This window comes from Paenibacillus sp. 1_12 (assembly GCF_900114475.1).
GTDB lineage: Bacteria > Bacillota > Bacilli > Paenibacillales > NBRC-103111 > Paenibacillus_S.
This window is the reverse complement of record NZ_FOTE01000008.1, coordinates 216851-236606: the sequence shown is the minus strand read 5'-3', so window position 1 is coordinate 236606 and position 19756 is coordinate 216851. Positions and strand designations below refer to the sequence as shown.

At 47.2% G+C, this 19756-nt stretch carries 16 protein-coding genes; 2 read left to right on the top strand and 14 right to left on the bottom strand.

What is annotated here, in order from left to right; all coding sequences use genetic code 11:
• Positions 1 to 118: 118 nt before the first annotated feature.
• The 6 genes from BM210_RS19205 to BM210_RS19180 all read right to left on the bottom strand — a co-directional run bounded on the left by BM210_RS19205 (position 119) and on the right by BM210_RS19180 (position 9358).
• Entirely contained in the window at positions 119 to 2452 is a 2334-nt protein-coding gene (locus BM210_RS19205) for a helix-turn-helix domain-containing protein (protein WP_091171472.1), read from the bottom strand.
• A gap of 475 nt (positions 2453 to 2927) precedes the next feature.
• Positions 2928 to 3899: an aldo/keto reductase gene (locus BM210_RS19200; protein ID WP_177237899.1), complete on the bottom strand. Its 972-nt coding sequence runs from the start codon at positions 3897 to 3899 to the stop codon at positions 2928 to 2930.
• Positions 3900 to 4074: 175 nt separating this feature from the next.
• Positions 4075 to 5376 carry an MBL fold metallo-hydrolase gene (locus tag BM210_RS19195; protein WP_091171467.1) on the bottom strand — a complete coding sequence of 434 codons (1302 nt, stop codon included), beginning with the start codon at positions 5374 to 5376 and terminating at the stop codon, positions 4075 to 4077.
• A gap of 43 nt (positions 5377 to 5419) precedes the next feature.
• Entirely contained in the window at positions 5420 to 7087 is a 1668-nt protein-coding gene (locus tag BM210_RS19190; protein WP_091171464.1) for an ABC transporter permease, read from the bottom strand.
• Positions 7088 to 7211: 124 nt separating this feature from the next.
• Positions 7212 to 8321 carry an ABC transporter substrate-binding protein gene (locus tag BM210_RS19185; RefSeq protein WP_256223830.1) on the bottom strand — a complete coding sequence of 370 codons (1110 nt, stop codon included), beginning with the start codon at positions 8319 to 8321 and terminating at the stop codon, positions 7212 to 7214.
• A gap of 71 nt (positions 8322 to 8392) precedes the next feature.
• Positions 8393 to 9358 (bottom strand): ABC transporter ATP-binding protein, encoded by a 966-nt coding sequence (locus BM210_RS19180; RefSeq protein ID WP_091171463.1) that lies wholly within the window; start codon positions 9356 to 9358, stop codon positions 8393 to 8395.
• A gap of 283 nt (positions 9359 to 9641) precedes the next feature.
• On the opposite strand from BM210_RS19180, the gene BM210_RS19175 reads away from it, so the two are divergent.
• Complete coding sequence (locus BM210_RS19175) at positions 9642 to 10547, top strand: LysR family transcriptional regulator (RefSeq protein WP_091171460.1); 906 nt, start codon at positions 9642 to 9644, stop codon at positions 10545 to 10547.
• 58 nt (positions 10548 to 10605) lie between these two features.
• On the top strand, positions 10606 to 11475 hold the full coding sequence (locus tag BM210_RS19170; protein ID WP_091171457.1) for a hypothetical protein: 870 nt from the start codon (positions 10606 to 10608) through the stop codon (positions 11473 to 11475).
• A 115-nt stretch (positions 11476 to 11590) separates the two neighbouring features.
• Here the strand turns inward: BM210_RS19170 and BM210_RS19165 are convergent, their stop codons facing one another.
• From BM210_RS19165 to BM210_RS19130, 8 genes are all read right to left on the bottom strand, one after another.
• Positions 11591 to 12760 carry an MFS transporter gene (locus BM210_RS19165; protein ID WP_177237898.1) on the bottom strand — a complete coding sequence of 390 codons (1170 nt, stop codon included), beginning with the start codon at positions 12758 to 12760 and terminating at the stop codon, positions 11591 to 11593.
• Positions 12761 to 12932: 172 nt separating this feature from the next.
• Complete coding sequence (locus tag BM210_RS19160; RefSeq protein ID WP_256223820.1) at positions 12933 to 13148, bottom strand: hypothetical protein; 216 nt, start codon at positions 13146 to 13148, stop codon at positions 12933 to 12935.
• Between the two features lie 197 nt (positions 13149 to 13345).
• A complete protein-coding gene (gene ald / locus BM210_RS19155) occupies positions 13346 to 14461 on the bottom strand; it encodes an alanine dehydrogenase (protein ID WP_091171452.1) in 1116 nt (371 codons plus the stop codon).
• A gap of 96 nt (positions 14462 to 14557) precedes the next feature.
• Positions 14558 to 15022, bottom strand: a complete 465-nt coding sequence (locus tag BM210_RS19150; RefSeq protein WP_091171449.1) for a RidA family protein — start codon at positions 15020 to 15022, stop codon at positions 14558 to 14560.
• A 42-nt stretch (positions 15023 to 15064) separates the two neighbouring features.
• Entirely contained in the window at positions 15065 to 16141 is a 1077-nt protein-coding gene (locus BM210_RS19145) for a mandelate racemase/muconate lactonizing enzyme family protein (protein ID WP_091171447.1), read from the bottom strand.
• Positions 16128 to 17210 carry a serine hydrolase domain-containing protein gene (locus BM210_RS19140; protein WP_091171445.1) on the bottom strand — a complete coding sequence of 361 codons (1083 nt, stop codon included), beginning with the start codon at positions 17208 to 17210 and terminating at the stop codon, positions 16128 to 16130. The genes BM210_RS19145 and BM210_RS19140 overlap by 14 nt, the downstream gene beginning before the upstream one ends.
• A 4-nt stretch (positions 17211 to 17214) precedes the next feature.
• Positions 17215 to 18375, bottom strand: a complete 1161-nt coding sequence (locus BM210_RS19135) for a M20 family metallopeptidase (RefSeq protein WP_177237897.1) — start codon at positions 18373 to 18375, stop codon at positions 17215 to 17217.
• Between the two features lie 57 nt (positions 18376 to 18432).
• Positions 18433 to 19686 carry a threonine synthase gene (locus BM210_RS19130; RefSeq protein WP_091171440.1) on the bottom strand — a complete coding sequence of 418 codons (1254 nt, stop codon included), beginning with the start codon at positions 19684 to 19686 and terminating at the stop codon, positions 18433 to 18435.
• Positions 19687 to 19756: the final 70 nt, after the last annotated feature.

Here is a 19756-nt window from a genome sequence, read left to right as displayed (position 1 = left end):
TTCTTCCCATAGCATAGTGGCTAATTTACAAACAGGTAAGAGACAAATCTTTTCCTACATGGGCTTTTGCCGCCTCAGGTCAATAATTGTCTCTTTTGCCTGTGCAATGTCCGTTGCTTTATCCGTTACGGTTTTCCGTCCTGTATACACCTGGCGTCATTCGCGTCAGCCGCTGAAATACACGGGTCAGATTGCGTTCCGAATAGCCGATGATCGCCGCAATTTCACTGATGCTTTGATCGGTTTCAAGCAGCAGCCGCTTCGTTTCCTCAACCCTGCATTCAACAACAAACTCCAGAAAATTGATACCCATCTCCTTCTTGAACAATCGGCTCAGGTAGGAGTGGCTGATTCCCATCCGTTCCGCGCAGAGCACCAGGGAAATATCTTCCGTACAATGTTCACGGATGTACTTGCACACCTGCCGGATTACGGACTGTCCGACATTATTGTAATAATCCTCGGTCAATTTTTTGTATAGAGGAAACAGAACCTCCATAAACCAATCCGTGATTTCCCTTGATGTATGCTTGCTTTCCAGCTGGCCAAACAAATTGTGCTCGAGAATATCGAGAATACTGCCTTCTTGCTTCTCAAGCGATGTAACTATCGCGGATACCAATACATAGTAGCTTTGATGAATAAAGTTGTACGATTGTGAAACATTGAGCGCCTTCGAAAAGCTGGTAAGGGATTGCTCGGCTCCTGCCAAATCCCCTTTTGTTAAAGACTCGATGATCGCGCTCTCCAGTTCACGCGGATATCGAAAAGCAGACCCGGTTTTGGCGTTTTCCAGATCCTCAATATGCAGGATAGAGTCGGAATCATGATAAATCCGATACTGTAGGGCGAGCTCCGCTTCCTTATAAGAAACCGGAACATCCGCAATATGCGAATAGCATCGGCCCATCCCGATGGAAGCGTCAAAGGCCAAATAATTTTTTAAAGATTCACGGACGGAATTGGCGAACTCAATCACTCTATGATGCAGCTTGATGAGCTCGATTTCATTTTTCCATTGCAGCAGTGCAATACCTTTTCCTTGATAAGGGAATACATAGCCATTCAGATGGGGACTCTTGTCCATCAGCTCCTGCATGACGTTGGTCACAGCAAACGCAACAATCGTTTTATCCCCCGGTAAAAACCGCCGCTCTCTATACACATTTTCCACCTCAACCACCATAACAACATAGTTCGAATTGACGGTTAAGCCGTATGTATGACAATCCTGAATTAACGATTCGCTGCGAATATAGTCACCATCTAACAGCTGCTGCAAACACCTCTCGCGCAGTGTCGGTTGAATCTTCTCCATATAACTGCCTAAATACTGCGTTTCCTTGCTCAAATAATCAATACATTCACGTATGTAGTCTAATTCGTTGTCCTTACTCTGCACCTTGCCCGCACCTACTGCTTTACTATGCTTGATCAATTGCTCTATAGGACTGTAAGCTCGCTTCGTACTGAAATAAGTAATAACAACGGCCAGCGCAATTAGAAACAAGACCGTCAGCATCGTAAAAGAGCGAATCCACGTCAGTCTTTCCGTTATGCTTTCCTCCGTTACAATGGCGACATAGGTGCGGCCGAACACACTCTTTACATACGAATAATGAACACGCTTGCCATTGAGTCCATCATCATAAAAGCTGTCGATAGTCGTATCAGAAGCAATAATCTTTTGCAATGAAGGTAAGCTGGACAGCCTGTCTACCTTGCTGAACGTATGCTTGCCCGTAAGCTTCAGGTCGGGATAATTGACGAAAACCAACTCTTGTCCCTGAGACATGATCGTTGTATCCGCTTGCAAAAACTTGCTGACAACCTCTGTCTCAATCTGAAAGGCAATGATTCCTCTTGATGCAGAAGTCCCTATCACCGGCAGTCTCCTGGCAAAGGTAAGGTAGCCCTCTCTTTGGCTTGACGGCAGATAGCTCCAGCTGGAAAGTGCATCCTGCTTCATGAGCAGCTCTATGTCCTTATTATATTTGTAGCTTTCTATATCAATCGTCCCGTACGTATTCGAAACAACAATATGGTCAATATCATTGTAAAAATAAATTTCATTAATAAAATCAGTAGCGTTCTTCGCCATCGTAATCTTCGGTAACAGCTCATGATGCCAAACAAGCGGGTTCCCGGTCACACGCTTCGTGAACAGGTCGTAAATAGCCGGATCTGCTGCCAGCTGCAGCGATTCCTTCTCAATATTTTGCAGGATGCGTTCGGTTCTATCCTTGAGCAGAACCAGAGATGATTTGCTCTCATCCATAATTTCACTTTTCATCCGTTCCATCGACAGGTTGTAGTAAATCATACCCGCTAACCCAATAGGAATACAAACGGCCAAACAGCCGATCCAGACAAAACGGTGCAAATATTTTCCGCTGCGGCCCGCTTTTCCAAAAAACAAATAACGGGTCCATGATTGAATCCGGTTCACCATAAAGTCCTCCTCTGGATGGATGTATCAGGTATATTCAGTATACGGCATTCACCTGAAGGCGATAACGGACAATTCTTGCTCTATGTGCCGGATGCCCATTTATTAAGCGTCCAAAGCAAGTATTGTCACTTGCAATAAATGAGATTATCCCAACCAGATCACAGAAAGCCATTGGATCATCCGCTTTTATCCACATATGCAAAAAAGGCATAATCTGCAGCAGAAAGCAGCAGCTAAGCCATAGAATAGAGATGCTTGCCATAAAACATATGCTCGTTTGAAAATTACATGTGAGACAGGGGTTTGAGGGATATGCCATTACCATTGATAATAAAAAACATGAGTAATTTATTCGGGGACAAAGCGTTTATTCCTTGGGTATACGCGCCATGGCATGCTTATAATAAGCATGCCATGGCGATTAAAGAAACGGATAGCAAATTCGCTACCCGATTGTTTGTCTACATCCTACGATTCAACTGCTTAAATTCGAAGCGATAACAGGATCCAGCTCCACATCCACAGCACCAAGGCTATCCTGCAAATGATGTTGATTTTTGCAGCCAACAACAGGGAACACAGGAAAAGACTGTGCAAGGAGATAAGCCAATGCTATCTGATTGGTCGTGGCCTTATGCAATCTCGCAAGCTCTTCGGTCCGTTCCAATCGGGTGAAGTTGGTTTCATTGTGATACAGCTTATATATATTACTTCTCCCTTCTGGCGGCACGTCGTACTCTCTGCGATATTTCCCGCTAAAAAAACCATTCGCCTGTGAGCTGTATGGAATCAGCGCAGTACCTGTGCGTGTGTGCCAGTCAATCAACGCCTGATCTGTTACAACCTGGCTCGGGTCTTTGATCGAACCCGGGTTGACAGTCGCCAGGCTCCACAAATTACTTACCGCGACAAACCCTGCATACCCTTTGCTTGCGGCATACAGCTGAGCTTGCTCCAAGCGCTCCAATGTCCAGTTCGAGCAGGCATAATAACGGATATGGCCTTGGCGCACGTGAGTCTCCATGATTTCAATCAGTATCTCGACAGGAATTCGTAGATCATCGCGATGCAGGTAATAGAGATCAATGTAATCGGTACCCAATCTTTGCAGGCTCCCTAGAATGTCATGCCCAATCTCTTCTGCAGACAGTCTGGAAATCATCGGGGTATCCAGTCGCGGATGCCCTCCTTTGGTCGCTACGATCATTTGATCGCGATTCCCTCTGTCCTTCATCCATTTCCCCAAAAATCGCTCACTGCTGCTCGGTTCAATAGGCAACCAGTTCGCATACACCTCCGCCGTATCAAGGAAATTTCCTCCCGCGTCTGTATACGCATCCAAAATCCCGTTAGAATCATCTTCACTGATCGAACTCCCTATATGAGAAGTTCCCAAACAAATTACAGATGGCAGCAGATCCGTGTTCCTGATGGCTTTAACCTTCACAATAACAGCCCTCCCGTTTGTATTGCGAATTCATTCCGCCTACTTCTCCTATTATAAGGAAAGCCTTTAATCAAAGTCTACCAGCTTATTGAACTGGACCCAAAGAAAATAACCCCTACCACAAGCTTGGGTTAATCCCATTGGTAGAGGTTATTAGTGACCATTCGTATCGCTGCTATTCCCGCCAAATGCCACCCGCTGTTAAGACATGCAAGTTCGCATACCCCTCCTTGGCGAGTTGAGCGCATAACGCATCTGTCGACTGCTGTCCCGCATGGACGAGAATTGTGTGCTTACTTGCAAGAACGTCCAGCATAGCTCTGACATCCGGCAATCCTTGATGCACCTTAAAGCGTATAAAATGCACCTGTCCTGCATCATGATCGAGAATCTCCATTTGCTCACGGGAAGCCATCAGCAGCCGATGCCCACAGCTTCCCTTAGCCAAATGTCCCGTTAAAATGACGCAGCAGGCGTTATCCTCGACCAGCTTTTCATAATACCATTGGCCGCGGGCCGATTGCAGCATCCCATCATTGGTCAATACAATCCGGCTCCCGATTGCAGATACCGCTTGAAGCCGCTTTTCTTCACTATCCACAAAAACAATTCTCGGGTCTATCAGACAAGCTTGGATACGTTCTATAGCATCCAGCTGCAGCCACTCCGGCCCTTGCAGCAGCTGCTTCAATCCTACGGTAATTTCCTGTTCAACAAAAATCGGGATATCCGGGAATTGCTCTCTTGCCCATAGCAGCATTTCCTGCCCGCGTCCATAGGTGGGAACAGGCAGCAGAACAGGACCACCTTGCTGCAAGGTTTCTTCCATTTGCAGCCGCAGCTGCTCCAGCTTCTGCTGCTGGGAATCTGGGTCGATTCCATATGCGGCATCTATAATGGCAAAGTCAATGGGATTCTCCAAAAGTTCAGGCTGTGGGCGATCAGCAGCCAGTAGTGTCGATTCTGCTGTATAGTCACCTGAGTAGAATACGAGTCTGCCCTCCACATTCAGCAGCAGCCAGATGGATCCAGCCAAATGTCCGCTTCTTCCCCAACATACGCTCAAGCCCGGTTGAATCGCATACCATACACCGGAAGGCGTGTGTTCCTCAATGAATTTGAAGCGGATCGCGGAAATATCTGTATCTCGGTATGGAAGCTCTGCTTGAGTGGAAGCGGCAAATCGTTCCCAAGCCTGGTAATAGGAAGGCAACTGTTCACTGGTTGCTCTTGTAGTCCATACTATGCCGGCATAGCCCATCGTATAAAGCAGGGGAATCGCTATCGAATGATCCTCGTGGGCGTGGGACAAGAATACTGCATCCAGCTGTGGAACCACGTTTTCCTCAAACAGTGGATACTCACCTGATCCCTCCTTCTTCACCCCGCAATCAAGTAAAACGCGTGTTCGGCCTTGCTCAATCAGATAGCAAGAGCGGCCATGCTCGCCAGCACCACCCCATACTGTTGCTTGCATATGTGTATTCACACTCCACTAGATGTAAGGTTTATGATACTGATTATAAATTTTTCTTGGCCGTCATTTTATTCAAGCCAAGCAGCATGAGTGTCGTCAAACCTACGGATACGACAGCCATTGCCATTCCGAGTGATACCTTTCCCTGCTCAAACTGGGCAAAAATATAGGTCGCCGACGTTTCCATCGATGGCGGTAAAATCATCAGCGAGGCGACCAGTTCCCGAACCGAAATCGTGAACGTCATCATCCAGCCTGCTACCATACCCGGAATAATGAGCGGCAGCAAAATTCTTCGAAAAATGTAAGCCGGCTTACCGCCAAATACACGACCGGCTTGAAATAACGAGTCATCCAGCTGGGCGAAATTCGCTTTGACATATTGAACCGTATAAGGAAGGAAGAATACAACATACGTCAGAACGACCATACCATAAGTGTTATAGAGCGGAATCGGCATCCACGGCGAATTCCAGAACAGGATAAGTCCAACTACAATAACGATGCCCGGCACCGTGTTGGGCAGCAATGCGAACAAATCGGTAATCCGCTGCGGCCACGATTGCGACTTGCGAATCATCAGAGCAAAGTACGTTCCCAAAATTACCGCAATCGTTGCGGCTATCAACGACAAGCTGAGGCTGTTCATTAACGCCTGCATGCTTTTGGAGCCCCACGTGAGCAGGTCGATATAATATTGAAAGGTTAGATTATTCCACTGCAGCCCGACCCCGCGCAGTTTCATCAGCGAAGCGGAAATAATCGAGAAATAAGGGACGACTATCGCAAGTCCAAGCAGGCCAGCTATATATCCCCATGCCAGAAGCTGCTTCCATACGCCCATACGATATATTTTGCCCCGCACGCCTTTACCGCCAACGAGCGCATAAGTGAACCTTTGGCTAACTACTGTCTGCATATACCAGATCAGCAAGCATGTGCTTAAAAGGATGGAAGCTAGCGCCGTTGCTTTGCCAAAATCAATCGGCCAGCTGGATATATATTTATGAATTTCCGACGTCAGAACATAAAAGCCGATCTTCCTGCCGAAGGTGGCCGGTGTTCCGAATTCGGCAATCGTTTTAACAAAAATCAATAAAGCACCCATCGCATAGCTAGATAGAAGCAGCGGAATGATGATACGTCGGAAGCTGTATAGAAATCCGCCGCCGTGCACACTTGCCGCCTCTTCCTTGGTACCCCCGATTTGCAGCAGCGCGTTACGCAGAATCAAATACAGGAATGGGAATAAATGCAGACACATGATCACAACCATACCGAACATACTGAAAAATACAGGGGTGAGGAAGGCAGCCTTTGGGAGCAGCTGCTCCAGATAACCATTTTTCTGCATGAACAAAATCCAGCCCATTGATCCAATATAAGGAGGCGTCATGAACGGAATCAGCATTACCACATCCAGCCATGTATGCCTGCTTAGCTCTGTACGGGCAAATATCCAAGCCAATGGCAGCGCCAGCAAAGTCGTTCCGGCTACCACACAAATACCGAGCAGGATCGAGTTCCAAAATACCTCTGCCAGCTCATTTTCCATAATGGCCCTGATTGGAGCCAGCAGATCAAGTTCACCGCTTGGATAAACACTGGTTATAAATATGAAAAAAAGAGGGACGACCACAAGCATCGCCAGCAGCAATAAGGCAAGGGCCATCCCGAGTTTTTTATAGGAAAACGAACTAGTATGTTCCATGAGATCACTTCTCTATCTGGTTTCTGGTTACTACAGGTCGGTTATTACAGAGAAAAGGTATACCTCCGGCCGCTGTTGAAATCGCGAATTTTGAATGTATAAAGTGATATATTTGATTACATTCTTATTTAAACAGCTGCGTGAATTTCTTTGTTACAGCATCACCATTCGTGTCCATCCAGGTCCAGTCGATTTTCATCTGTGGAATTTGATCAACACCAGGACGGTTCTTGGCTTTGATATCTTTGCGTCCTGGCAGCAAATAAGTGTCAGCGATCATCGCTTGTGCTTCATCCGACAGCAGGTAGTCGATGTACGCTTTAGCTGCATCCGGGTTTTTGGACGTTTTAATAATCGATGCTGGACGCGGACTAATTACAGTACCGCTGGCAGGGTAGATCATATCGATCGGCTCACCCTTAGCTTTAGCCTGATAGGTAAGGTAATCCACACCAGCTACTACAATGCTTTTCGCGCCGGTAATAACTGGATCTAATGCTTCTTGGTTAGCGCCTGCCATAGCCACGCCATTTTTCTTATACTGCTCTAACAGCTCCCAGCCGCTTTCACCCTTGCCGCTCAAGTAACCCGTAACGAAATCAAGTGCCGAACCGGATAAGGCTGGATCTGGAATGTTTACTTTACCTTTCCATTCCTCTTTGGTCAGGTCAGCCCATTCCTTCGGAGGTGTTGGAACCAATTTCGTATTGTAGCCGATACCGAGAGCAGATGCGCTGTAGCCGAAGAAATGACCTTCTTTGTCCGACCATTCCGGAATCAGCTTATCGGCATTCTTGGCATCCTTGTATTCCAAGGTTAAACCGTTTTTCTTCAAGCCTTGTGTAGCCGGAAGTGATGCAAGAATGACAACGTCAACGACAGGATTCGCTTTCTCAGCTTCCATCCGGGACAATACTTTCCCCGTGGTGCCTTGGAACATTTCGATTTTCACGCCTGTTTTTGTTTCATAGCCCTTTTGGATCGCTTCAGCCAATTCTTTCGGTCCTGCGCTGTATACAACGAGCTTGCCGCTCAGTTTCTTTTCTTCCTTCTTCTCTTCCTTCTTCTCTGCAGGCTTCGTATCTGTGGAAGCAGCTGCTGCCGGTGCAGCCTTCGGAGCGGCTCCATTACTCGCTGTGCTTGCCGTCTGGTTCGCTGTTCCACAACCTGTAACCCCAAATCCTACCATTGCCGTTAGCAGTAATAATGCGCTGTTTTTTAACCCTTTTGTCATTTTCAATTGAATACGCCTCCTCATATTGTGTGATGAATAAGCATCGCTTAGCTATGTATTCACCGCATCGTTCATTCTGCAATTTCGTGAATATGCTCACGATTTATATACATCTCAATTTCTTCGCCTATCGGCTTGCGTTCCCTGTCATAAGCCATCCACAATCCCAAGCTGCCCATATCAAGCTGAATTTCATAACGGTCTCCCAGATAACTGACGCTCTGCACTTTACCCCGATAAGCATCTGCTGATCCATTCTGCACCCACTGAATATGCTCCGGGCGAATGAGCAGCTTGTCCTTGACCAGCCAATTTGATTTACCGATAAATTGTGCAATGAACGGATGCTTGGGTTTGTTGTAGATTTGCTCTGGAGTTCCCTGCTGCAAAATCTGTCCAGCCTTCATCACCACAATTTCGTCTGACATCGACATCGCCTCTACCTGATCATGCGTTACATACAAGGCTGTTAGCCCGATATCTCGCACAAGTCCGGTCAGCTCGATTCGCATTTCGTCCCGCAGCATCGCATCCAGCGCACTCAGCGGTTCATCGAACAAGACGAGCTGCGGCTTCATGACAACGGCCCTTGCAAAAGCAACCCGCTGCTGCTGTCCACCCGAGAGCTGATGCGGAAAACGCTGCTCCATTCCCTGCAGACGCACCATATCGACCGCTTCCTGAACAACCCGCTTAAGCTCCTTCGTCTTACCTGTGGCTCGAAGACCAAAAGCAATATTCTCGAATACCGTCATATGCGGCCACAAGGCAAAATCCTGAAATACCATGCCAAAATTCCTGCGGTGTGTCGGCCGATCAATCCGTTTGGCACTGGAGAACAAAATTTCATCCCCAAGCCTCAGCTCGCCCTGGTCCGGTGTTTCAAGCCCGGCAATCATGCGCAGCAAGGTCGTTTTGCCGCAGCCTGAGGGTCCGAGCAACGTCGTAAAGCGCCCTTGCCTAATGTTTAAGTTCGTTGTATGCAGCGCTTGAACGCGATTGAAGCTTTTTTCCAAGCCTTGAATCACCAGATCCATGCCATTACCTTCCTTTTTCCCCTTAATCCCGATACTGCTTGAATATTACTTGTTGGCGTCTTTCTAAACTCATTGTAGAGCCCAATATTCATCCAAGTGTTATCGTCACGTAAATGTTTTGTTAATTTTATCAATAGTATCTATTCAAACCTATAGATTTTATCTATACTAGTGCTCGAACCAGATCGTAAACCATAAGGGTGCTTACGATACTCGAGAATTAAAAACACTTTGAGTTCGCATGCGATCCCATCTTATAAATAAGCTCTGAGGAAGGTGTTCTATGAACCTGCTTAAATTACAAATGGTCGAATTGATTGAAAAGCATAAGAAGGTGACAACTGTTGCTGATGCAATGGGACTCAAGCAGCCTACCGTATCCTTTCACATGAAAAACCTGGAACAGGAGCTTGGCGTACAGTTGTTCGAATCGCGTTCGGGGAAGGTACACTTAACCGAGGCCGGCAGGTCGTTATATCACTACTCCGTGAAAATCAATGCATTGGCTCACGAGGCTGAGCGTGTTGTGAAGGAATATGATCAGTTGGGTCGCGGCACCTTGAAGATCGGCGCAAGCTACGTACCGGGTACGTACATCCTGCCGCGCCTGCTCAGCAGCTTTACCCAAGCTTACCCGAGAATTCAGCTGTCCCTGATCGTTAAGACAGCCCCCGTGATCAAAGATCTCCTGATCAATCACGAGATTGATCTCGGCATCATGTCGTGCGAGCCTTTTCAAATGCCGCCGCTCATGGGAGAAACCTTTTGTGAGGATGAGCTGGTACTCATCTGTTCACCACATCATAAGCTGGCAAGCTGCCCGCAGCTTTATCCAGATCAGTTGGAGGGAGTCCCTTTTCTTCTTCACAGCCCTGATTCCAGCACTCGTCAATTGACGATGAAATGGGCGCAGAGCAACCGAATCGAGCTGAACGGGCATATCGAGATGGATTCGCTGGAGGCGATTAAGCAGGTAGCCATGCTTGGCGAAAGTATTTCGTTCGTATCACGTTTGGCTGTTCTGCGCGAGGTGGAGCGTGGCGAGCTCGTATTCCGGCCGATTCCACAAAATCCATTCAAGCGTTATGTTTATTACGCCTACAATCTGGACCGCCGACAATCCGCCTTGCTGGAAGGGTTTATCCAGCATCTGTTAAATCCGGTTTACAATATCAACACAGGGCGCTAACATTCAGGTAACAATCCATCTTTATAGTCTACCTTGTAAGCAGCTGTCTATAAGGGAGATGAATATAGTGAAATCAAGCAAGTGGTTAGGCGGATTAGCAACCATGGTATGTACAGCGGTTCTGGCAGTAAGCATCACCGTACCCGCACCGGTTCAGGCAGCAAGCAATATGGTACCGGATTATGAGGTTAAGCTGCTTATGCAGCCAAGCGCAGTATTGGGTTCCGACGGCAAGCTGACAAGTGCGGTAAGAACAGCCTTCGGCATGCCGAGCACCGTCACCAAAATGAATATCGAGTTTCTCGATACCAATGCTAAGGACATCTATACGAATAACTGGATTCCTCGTATCCGCAAAACCGAAGGCGAAAGTGATTTCGAGCTTACCTACAAAAAACGTTACCCGATCGTTAACGACAACATTACGGCAGCATTGACATTGGCTAATCAGGAGGGCTTTGATTCCACTGACACTAATTACGATGCACAGATCGAATGGGGCTATTTGAATAAAACCTTAAGCATTTCCAACAAAAAAACCGGTAAAAAATCAGGCTACAGCGGCATGGACCTGCCGTCCGCAAGCGATTCTCGCAAGCTATTAAAGGACAACATTCCAGGAAAAATGGACAAATGGTTGTACACTGGCTGGGGCACAGCTATGCTGGATGCGTCCCGCGTCTATGGTCCCGTGCTGGCAAAACGCTCGATCGGCACATGGAGCGGTCTAGAAACGTATATCGAAGTATGGCCAATCAAGGATGCCGCTGGAACAGGCATTGATAACGTCGTTGAAATTTCCTTCAAAACCAACAGCAGCACAACCGCTTCAACGAAGCACGATCAGTTGATTACCTACCTGCAAAGCCAAGGCTGGTTCCTGGCACAGGATTCGTTGAAAACCCAGCTGATTATGGATCGCTACTAGAGTTATAAGAAGTAAAACCAAAAAGCCAGCATCATGCGAAAACATGATTACTGGCTTTTTATTGTATGGATGATGTGAGCCGCAGCGTTGTCTTGCTGTCCATCAATGATTTTTGTTAAAGCTGACTGATATCTGGCTTCGCAAACACGCCATAACGCCGATCCACCATATAAAAGGCTAAGGTCGAGAGTCCTCCCATTACCGCTAGCACCAAAAATGCGCTTTGAAAACCGAACTGAGCTGCATAGACGCCGCCGAGCATTCCTCCAATAATTTTGCCGACACTTAACTGAATCAGTGAATTCAGCATTTGTCCGGATGCTTTCAATTCCTTAACCACATAAGTATTCACATACTCGGCCAAACACATATAGAATAAAATATACGTCCCACCATGAAGTACCCAACTCAGTATGTAGGTAAACGGTGTTAATGCAAACGCATACAAGAACCACCTTAACGTATGGATCAAACCTGAAAAAAGTAAAATATTGCGGATACCGAAGCGATCATAAAAGCGCTGGAAAAAGATCATAAACGGAAATTGGCTGAATGAGCCTATAGCGAGCCCAATCCCGATAACCTCCATGCTGATACCTTGTTCTTTACTATAAATGGCCTGAAAGGAAAATAAAAAACCCATTGAAATGGACAAGGCTAACGTATAAGCATACAAAATAACCAACTGCCTGTTTTTGAAAATACTGACCAGGTTCACCTTCTTGCCGCCGCTTTGATGGCCAGCGACCTTCGGAATGCCCAGCGACAGCAAAAAGCAGCCAAACATAATGAGTGAGGTCACCAAAAATATCGTATTCAGATGTTCTGCGAACAACCAGCCGGCCGCCACCGAAACAAACGCATAGCCGACTGAGCCGAAGGTCCGAATGCTGGAAAAACGTACGACGCCTTTGGAGGAAAGCTCCAGTGTTATTGCATCACTAAGCGGATTAATCGCGATCTGAAACAGACTGAATAAAGCCATTGCGATTAGCAGCGGCACAAACAGGGTGCCCGCCCATGGAATGAGCCATACAGTCAGACTGGCACACAACGTACAGATCATCAAAATTCGATTTTTCGTCTTGGCCCTGTCGCTCATTACTCCCCATATCGGCTGTGCAACTAATCCGATAACGGCACCAATAGAGGTAAGGACGCCAATTTCCGAGTGCCCTATACCCGCTTCCGTCATATAAATACCGATATAAGAAGAAAACGTCCCGATACTCATATAAACAAAGGCATAAAATATCGCCAAAATTGTCACATTTTTGCTGGGCATGCTGAGCTTCCTCCCTATTCTTTTTTCTTCCATGGTACCATAGATTGGCGTGCAGCGTCATGCATTGTCTGTTCCAACACAAAAAGCTTCCGCACTGACCGACAGGGAATCAGCAGGAAGCCTTGCACATGATTAATACTCAAGTCGAATCAGGTTAACATATCTTATCGCTTTAAAATATGGGGATCCGGTATTTGTTCCCATCCATAGCATAAATATAAGCCTCCGAATCAAACAAATCAATTTTAACGAGGGGCTGTTCTATCGTTGATACGGTAAGTGTATTTTTTCTTAGCGCATTAAGTAATGAAGGAATCTGCTTTTGATCGGTACCCATTAAATTAACATTTACCAATGACTCATTGAACGTAATATCTGCTTTCTTCATAAGAAGCATTCCTCCTTAAAATAGGTTGCAAAAAAAGCATGGACTTAACATCCATGCTTCTGGTCTACCAGTCAGCTTCAATAAAACCAAGTTAACATCTATGTTTTATATGATATAAATATAATTTAACATTATTATTTCCCTCTGTCAATTTGTGGATGCGGATTATTCAAAGATATTTAATATCCTTATGCGGACTACACCGCTTGGTCAACGGGTACATAGGGAACATTGAGTTCCTGTGCTATTGCTTCATAAGTGACAAATCCATTAGCCACATTGACGCCTCTGGAAAGTGCTTTATTGTCGATAACAGCTTGTCGTATTCCTTTATTGGCAATGAGTACCGCGTAAGAAGCCGTCACATTGGTCAAGCCGAAAGTCGATGTTCTTGCGACAGCACCAGGCATATTGGCAACGGCATAATGAACAACGCCATGTTTGACATAAATGGGGTCAGAGTGAGTCGTCACCCTGTCTATCGTTTCGATCGAGCCGCCTTGATCAATAGCCACGTCTACAATGACAGACCCCGGAGCCATTCCTTGAATCATATATTCTTTTACAATCTTGGGCGCACGTGCGCCGGGAATAAGAACGGCGCCGATCAATAAATCAGCCTTGTTCACCGCCTGCTCAATATGATAGGGATCGGAAATCAAAGTAGTGAGACGCCCGCCAAAAATATCGTCCAAATAACGAAGCCGATCCGCATTCACATCAAGCAGTGTAACACGGGCCCCCGTCCCCAGCGCCATCTTGGCAGCATTCGTTCCGACAATGCCTCCCCCGACAATCACGACCTCAGCGGGCTGCACACCCGGTATACCTCCAAGGAGAATCCCCTTCCCCCCATACGGCTTCTCAAGAAATTGAGCTCCGATCTGTACGGCCATTCGTCCAGCCACCTCACTCATTGGAGTTAACAACGGAAGGGAGCGGTCATCCAGTTGGATCGTCTCATAAGCGATTGCAATCATCCCTTGATTAACCAATGCCTTCGTTAATTCCGGCTCTGGGGCAAGATGCAGGTAAGTAAACAAAAGGAGACCTTCTCTGAAATAGGCATACTCTTGAGGAATCGGCTCCTTCACTTTCATAATCATATCCGCTTTTGCCCAAACCTCTGCTGCAGTGTCCAGAATCCGTGCGCCTTGTACACGATATTCCTCATCCTGGAATCCGCTGCCGAGCCCAGCCCCTTGTTCGATATAAACCTCGTGGCCATTGATCCTTAACACTTCGGCGCCAGCAGGAGTCATCGCAACACGATTCTCATTATTTTTCAGTTCTTTCGGTATACCTATAATCATCGTTTCACCCTCCTTGGCTATATGGTAATCATTCATATGATTGCTAAAATATGAGGCCGATAGCACGAACACAGAAATGGGAGCAGCCTGTACGTCCTAGGCCTTGATTTGAACGATCATTTCAATTTCAACAGGCGTGTTAAAAGGTAACTCTGACGTACCGATAGCCGATCTAGCGTGTCTGCCTTCTTCCCCGAACAACGTTTGCAGCAGCTCCGAAGCCCCGTTAATAACATAGGGCTGATCTGTAAACCCCTCTGCACTGTTAACAAAGGCCAATAATTTAACAATTTTTTCCACTCGATCCAGATCACCCAGATGAGCCTGTAAAACACCGAGCAGGTTAATCATGGTTTGGCGGGCTGCCTGTTGTCCCTGTTCTATGGTTAGATCCTTGCCCAGCTTCCCTTCAAAGATAAGCTTTCCATTAATACGGCAGTCATTACCTGATGTATAGACCAGATTATTAACTGTGACCGCCGGGATATAAAGTGCTGCCGGAGCTCCTGGCAGCGGCAGCTCGATTCCTAATTCCTTTAATCTATCCGATATAATACCCATGATGTTCCTCCTGAAAATTCACGTTTTTATTTTCTTCGTTCTTTACCAATCGATGTCGACAATACCTATTCCCGGAGTATCGGGAAGCTTGATGGTTTTCCCATCATACATAACTCCGCCTTGAACGGCATCCCGCACCATCATAAGGGGAGTATCAAAATCGAATCGGGTTATATTCTTTTTACTCGCAGCAAAATGCACGGCTGCCGAGATGCCAATCCGCGATTCGATCATACTTCCGACCATACAGGCCACTCCACATGTTTCTGCCATACGGTTTATCGTTTCTGCACGGTAAATACCGCCCGCCTTCATCAATTTGATATTGATTAAATCGGCAGCGCGATGTTTCAATACCTCGAATGCATCCAGAGGACTGAATACACTCTCATCTGCCATAATTAGCGTGTCTACAGCATCAGTAACTTTTTTAAGACCGGTAAGATCATGAGCTTTGACCGGCTGTTCGACCAGCTCGATATCCAAACCTCTGTCTTCCATCGTACGGATGGCGCGAATCGCCGACTTGGCTTCCCAACCTTGATTGGCGTCAAGCCGCAGCTTGATCGTATAGCCGATACGATTACGAATCTCCTGAACCCGTTCCAAATCCTTATGAATGTCGTCAAGACCAACCTTGATCTTCAGCACCGTAAAGCCGCTATTCACGTAATCAACAGCATCCTCTCCCATTTCTTCGGGAGAATTAACGCTTACCGTATAATCGGTTTGGATCTCTTTGCGATAACCACCCAACAGCTGGTATAGAGGGAGCTTGCAGTATCGCCCGATCAAATCATAGAGAGCCATGTCAACTGCCGCTTTGGCGCTGTTATTTCCTACTGCTGCCTGCTGCAATAAAGGGAATACCCGTTCATACTCAAGCGGATTTTGCCCGATAAGGACCGGCTTGATGATTTGAATAAAGGCCTCGATGCTTTCCAGACTTTCTCCGGTAATAGCCATCGTCGGGGGCGCTTCCCCTATGCCCTCCAGCCCATTGTTACAGCGTATTCGAACCACCACCGATTCGGCGATATGTACCGTACGGAGCGCAGTTTTAAATGGTTTTTTCAAAGCTACGGCCAGCCGTCTAGTTTCAATCTCAGCTATCCGCATAAGCTTCTCCTTGCTTGCTCTCGGAATTTCCCATTGATAGCACAGCCAGATTGTGAAAAATGGATCGGATCCTTTTAATAGTCTGATTCGCACGTGTCGGATGTACACGATTCGTCAGAAGCACAACGAAAACGTCCGCTTCCGGGTCCATCCATATGCTTGTTCCTGTGAATCCGGTATGCCCATAGGAGGACAAGGAAAACAAATCTCCGGCCGGAGAATCATGTCGATCCCTCCCCTGCCATCCCAGCCCTCTGCTCAATTTTAAGGAGGGTGTCTCATTGCAAGTCATCATACGAACGGTCTCTGGCTGTAAAAAACGCCCTTGAGCGGTTTCACCTAACCGGAGCATCGTTTGACAAAGCAGACTCATATCATCGACCGTGCTGAACAAACCCGCATGTCCGGCGATTCCCCCCAATACGACAGCATTTTCGTCATGCACCTCACCCTTTACGACAGCATGACGCCATTCGCAATATTCGGTTGCGGCAATACGATGATGCAGGCTTTTCGGCGGATTGAACATCGTTTGACACAAGCCAATCGGATCCAACACCATTTGCTGCAAAACGATATCGAGACTGGCGCCGGCAATTGATTCTATAATGTCACCTAGAATCATATAGCCTTGGGATGTATATTCAACATCGGTACCCGGCGAATATCGTAGTGGAAGGGACCTCACAGCAGCCATCAGATCCTGTTTCGTAGGCGATGTTTGGTACAATGGCTGCTGCCCCGGTATTCCACTGGAATGCGACAGGAGCTGCCGTAACGTAATATTGGCTTTATCCGTATCTTTGTACTCAGGTAAAAAATGAGTGATAACATCATCTAAGTAACACTTGCCCTGCTCCAGCATGACCATTAATGGAAGTATCGCGATTGGCTTGGTCACGGAGGCTAGGTCCCATAAACTATCCGATTCCACGGAGGGTCCATCCCAGGAAAGGGTCCCAACCGTACCTCGCTCGACGATACCTGCGGAATTACCAACTGAATATGCAGCCCCGGAAAATGATCCGCGATCACGGGATTGCTGCAAAAAATGTTTAAGTTTACTCATAGAATCACCTACCTAAAAATTGTCGGGCAATACGCTCATATATTTGTGCCGCTTGCTCAACCTGAGCAATCTCGACAAATTCATCTGGCGCATGCGCCTGATCTAGACTGCCGGGTCCCAATATAATGGTGGGAATGCCTGCGATCGTGACCAGCTTGCTCATATCACAACCTGCTCTGAAACCATGGGCATGCTGCTGCTCCCCTAACACATGCTCCACTGCTTCAAGAGAAATACTTACGATTTCCTTGTCTGCCAAAGTTTCTGATGGAATCGTTGCCACAACGACTTCAATCGGATCTATCGTAAGCTCGGGTATCGTTTCTTGCATCACACCGAGAATTTGCTCCAGCTCACGATCAGCATCAGCATGAGTTTCACCCGGTATCAACCGTCGGTCAATGATGATTTCTGATAGATTGGGAATTGTATTTTGACGCGTTCCACCTTGTATAATCGTCACGGCTGCACTTGCCGGCCCAAGCAGCGGATGCGCATTTAGCGACAGCTTGCTGTTCAGCTTCTCATACTCAACAATAAATTTTGATGCATGGACAATAGCATTGACGCCCAGCTCCGGCCGTCCGGAATGTGCGGCACGTCCACGAAACCGCAAGCGCCGCATGTAAGTCCCTTTGTGGGCAATTGCAACGGCCAAACCAGTAGGCTCGCCTACGACAGCCCCATCCGCTTGCATTCCCTGCTGAACCAAGAATAAGGAACCGATACCTCCAGCCTCTTCTCCCATTACTGCGGTAAGTACGAGCTTGCCCTGCAAATGCTCATGCTCTTTGGCAACTTGTTCCATCGCAGCCATCATGCTGACCAAGCTGCCTTTGGCATCGCAAGCGCCAACACCATACAATCTGCTCTCATCCAGACTCAGCCTCGGTTCAAATGGGGGAGTCGACCATACTTGTCCTGACGGATCGTTAACATCCATATGAGTATTGAACACAAGACAAGGCCCTGGGCCCAAATCCAGCGTTATTATCACATTGTCTTTGCCTGGTTCCACGGTCTGCCGCACGACCTGAGCGCCAAAGTTTAATGCCCAAACCTCCAGCCAATCGGCAACAACAGCAACTTCACCAGGAGGATTCGGAGTAGGACGCGATATACATTCCATTAATGCTTTAATTACAGGGCTTGGCTGCTGCATCATAATCATCTCCAACCTCAATTTTCAAAAGACTGTGCTTTGAAACAGCTTATCCGGTATTCAAGGCCACAGTTTGGCCAACAACTTATTCAAATCATCAAAGCTTGCATTCAACTTCAGTTCAGATTCAGCTGCCGCCTGCTGAATTACCGACGGCTGTTTCAAGCCGCTTCCGGTAATCACGCATACGACGCAATCATCAGGCTGCACAATACCTTGATCCACAGCGCGCTTCAAAGCCGCAAGAGAGGCAGCGGACGCAGGCTCGGCGCAAATTCCTTCGCTGCCCAGCCATTGCACCGCTTCGATAATTTCCTCATTTGTTACGGATTCCGCGAAGCCCCCAGAATCGTAAACAGCGTTTAATACCCTACGACCGCCTTGAATGGGAGCATCAGCCGCAATACTTTGCGCAATGGTTTGCGTAGGATCGCCATACTTTTCAGCATGTCTGGCCCCTTGCTTGAATGCCCGAACAATCGGTCCTGTAGCATACGGCTGCACAGCGACCATTCGGGGGAGCGCATCGATCCAGCCCAACTGCTGCAGCTCACGAAATCCTTTCCAAGCTCCCCAAATGCCGCCACCTGTACCAACAGGATGAATCATTACATCTGGAGCCTTCCAGCCCAAAGCCTGACTGATTTCATAAGCATAGCTCTTCATCGCTTCATGCCTTGTCGGATTAATAAAGTTAACAAACTGATATAATCCGAGCTCCCGTACTGCCTGCTCAAGCATCTTAGTAATATCGGTCATGCTCTCAAAATACAATGCAGCCGTATGTGCGCCATACAAGCTTATAATCGACTTTTTTATAGGATTAGCCAAATATTCAACCAGCACCGTCGCGTCTAATCCGGCACGACTGGCATAAGCGGCAAAGGAGGCTCCCGCATTCCCAGAGCTGTAAGTAAGACCTCGTGAGATCCCAAGCTCCCGGGCAAAGCTGACCGCCAGACTGAATCCGCGATCCTTGAAGCTGCCTGTTGGCATCAAAGCATCGTTCTTGAAATAGAGCCTGGACAAGCCAAGCTTACGACCGGCGTAGACAGAAGGTAGCAGAGGTGTGCCGCCCTCACCCATCGACACCATGTTACTTGGGTGCTTCAGGGGATAAAATTCATGCCAACGCCACATCGACGGCTCGCGTGCGTTAAAATGCTCCGGCTGCAGATCAAGCTTCATCCGGTCCAGATCATAATGAATCTCCAGCAGTCCACCGCAGCTCGGGCACGTATTTAATGGTTGTGATAAATCGAAGCGCTTCGCGCAATCATCGCATGAATAATCAGTTGCATACGACCAAGCCATCTGCTTTTGTCCTCCTTAGAGCTTTCCTTAGGAAAGCTGACTTTAAGAAAAGCCTCTACGAAGCCCTTAC

What these genes read in the sequence shown, in the direction of transcription:
- BM210_RS19145 (WP_091171447.1), bottom strand. Translation starts at nt 16,141, where the DNA reads ATGCGGATAGCTGAGATTGAAACTAGACGGCTGGCCGTAGCTTTGAAA.
- BM210_RS19180 (WP_091171463.1), bottom strand. Translation starts at nt 9,358, where the DNA reads ATGGATCTGGTGATTCAAGGCTTGGAAAAAAGCTTCAATCGCGTTCAA.
- BM210_RS19160 (WP_256223820.1), bottom strand. Translation starts at nt 13,148, where the DNA reads ATGAAGAAAGCAGATATTACGTTCAATGAGTCATTGGTAAATGTTAAT.
- BM210_RS19135 (WP_177237897.1), bottom strand. Translation starts at nt 18,375, where the DNA reads ATGATGCAGCAGCCAAGCCCTGTAATTAAAGCATTAATGGAATGTATA.
- BM210_RS19185 (WP_256223830.1), bottom strand. Translation starts at nt 8,321, where the DNA reads ATGACAAAAGGGTTAAAAAACAGCGCATTATTACTGCTAACGGCAATG.
- BM210_RS19190 (WP_091171464.1), bottom strand. Translation starts at nt 7,087, where the DNA reads ATGGAACATACTAGTTCGTTTTCCTATAAAAAACTCGGGATGGCCCTT.
- BM210_RS19205 (WP_091171472.1), bottom strand. Translation starts at nt 2,452, where the DNA reads ATGGTGAACCGGATTCAATCATGGACCCGTTATTTGTTTTTTGGAAAA.
- BM210_RS19165 (WP_177237898.1), bottom strand. Translation starts at nt 12,760, where the DNA reads ATGCCCAGCAAAAATGTGACAATTTTGGCGATATTTTATGCCTTTGTT.
- BM210_RS19150 (WP_091171449.1), bottom strand. Translation starts at nt 15,022, where the DNA reads ATGGGTATTATATCGGATAGATTAAAGGAATTAGGAATCGAGCTGCCG.
- BM210_RS19130 (WP_091171440.1), bottom strand. Translation starts at nt 19,686, where the DNA reads ATGGCTTGGTCGTATGCAACTGATTATTCATGCGATGATTGCGCGAAG.
- BM210_RS19170 (WP_091171457.1), top strand. Translation starts at nt 10,606, where the DNA reads ATGAATATAGTGAAATCAAGCAAGTGGTTAGGCGGATTAGCAACCATG.
- BM210_RS19175 (WP_091171460.1), top strand. Translation starts at nt 9,642, where the DNA reads ATGAACCTGCTTAAATTACAAATGGTCGAATTGATTGAAAAGCATAAG.
- ald (WP_091171452.1), bottom strand. Translation starts at nt 14,461, where the DNA reads ATGATTATAGGTATACCGAAAGAACTGAAAAATAATGAGAATCGTGTT.
- BM210_RS19140 (WP_091171445.1), bottom strand. Translation starts at nt 17,210, where the DNA reads ATGAGTAAACTTAAACATTTTTTGCAGCAATCCCGTGATCGCGGATCA.
- BM210_RS19195 (WP_091171467.1), bottom strand. Translation starts at nt 5,376, where the DNA reads ATGCAAGCAACAGTATGGGGTGGTGCTGGCGAGCATGGCCGCTCTTGC.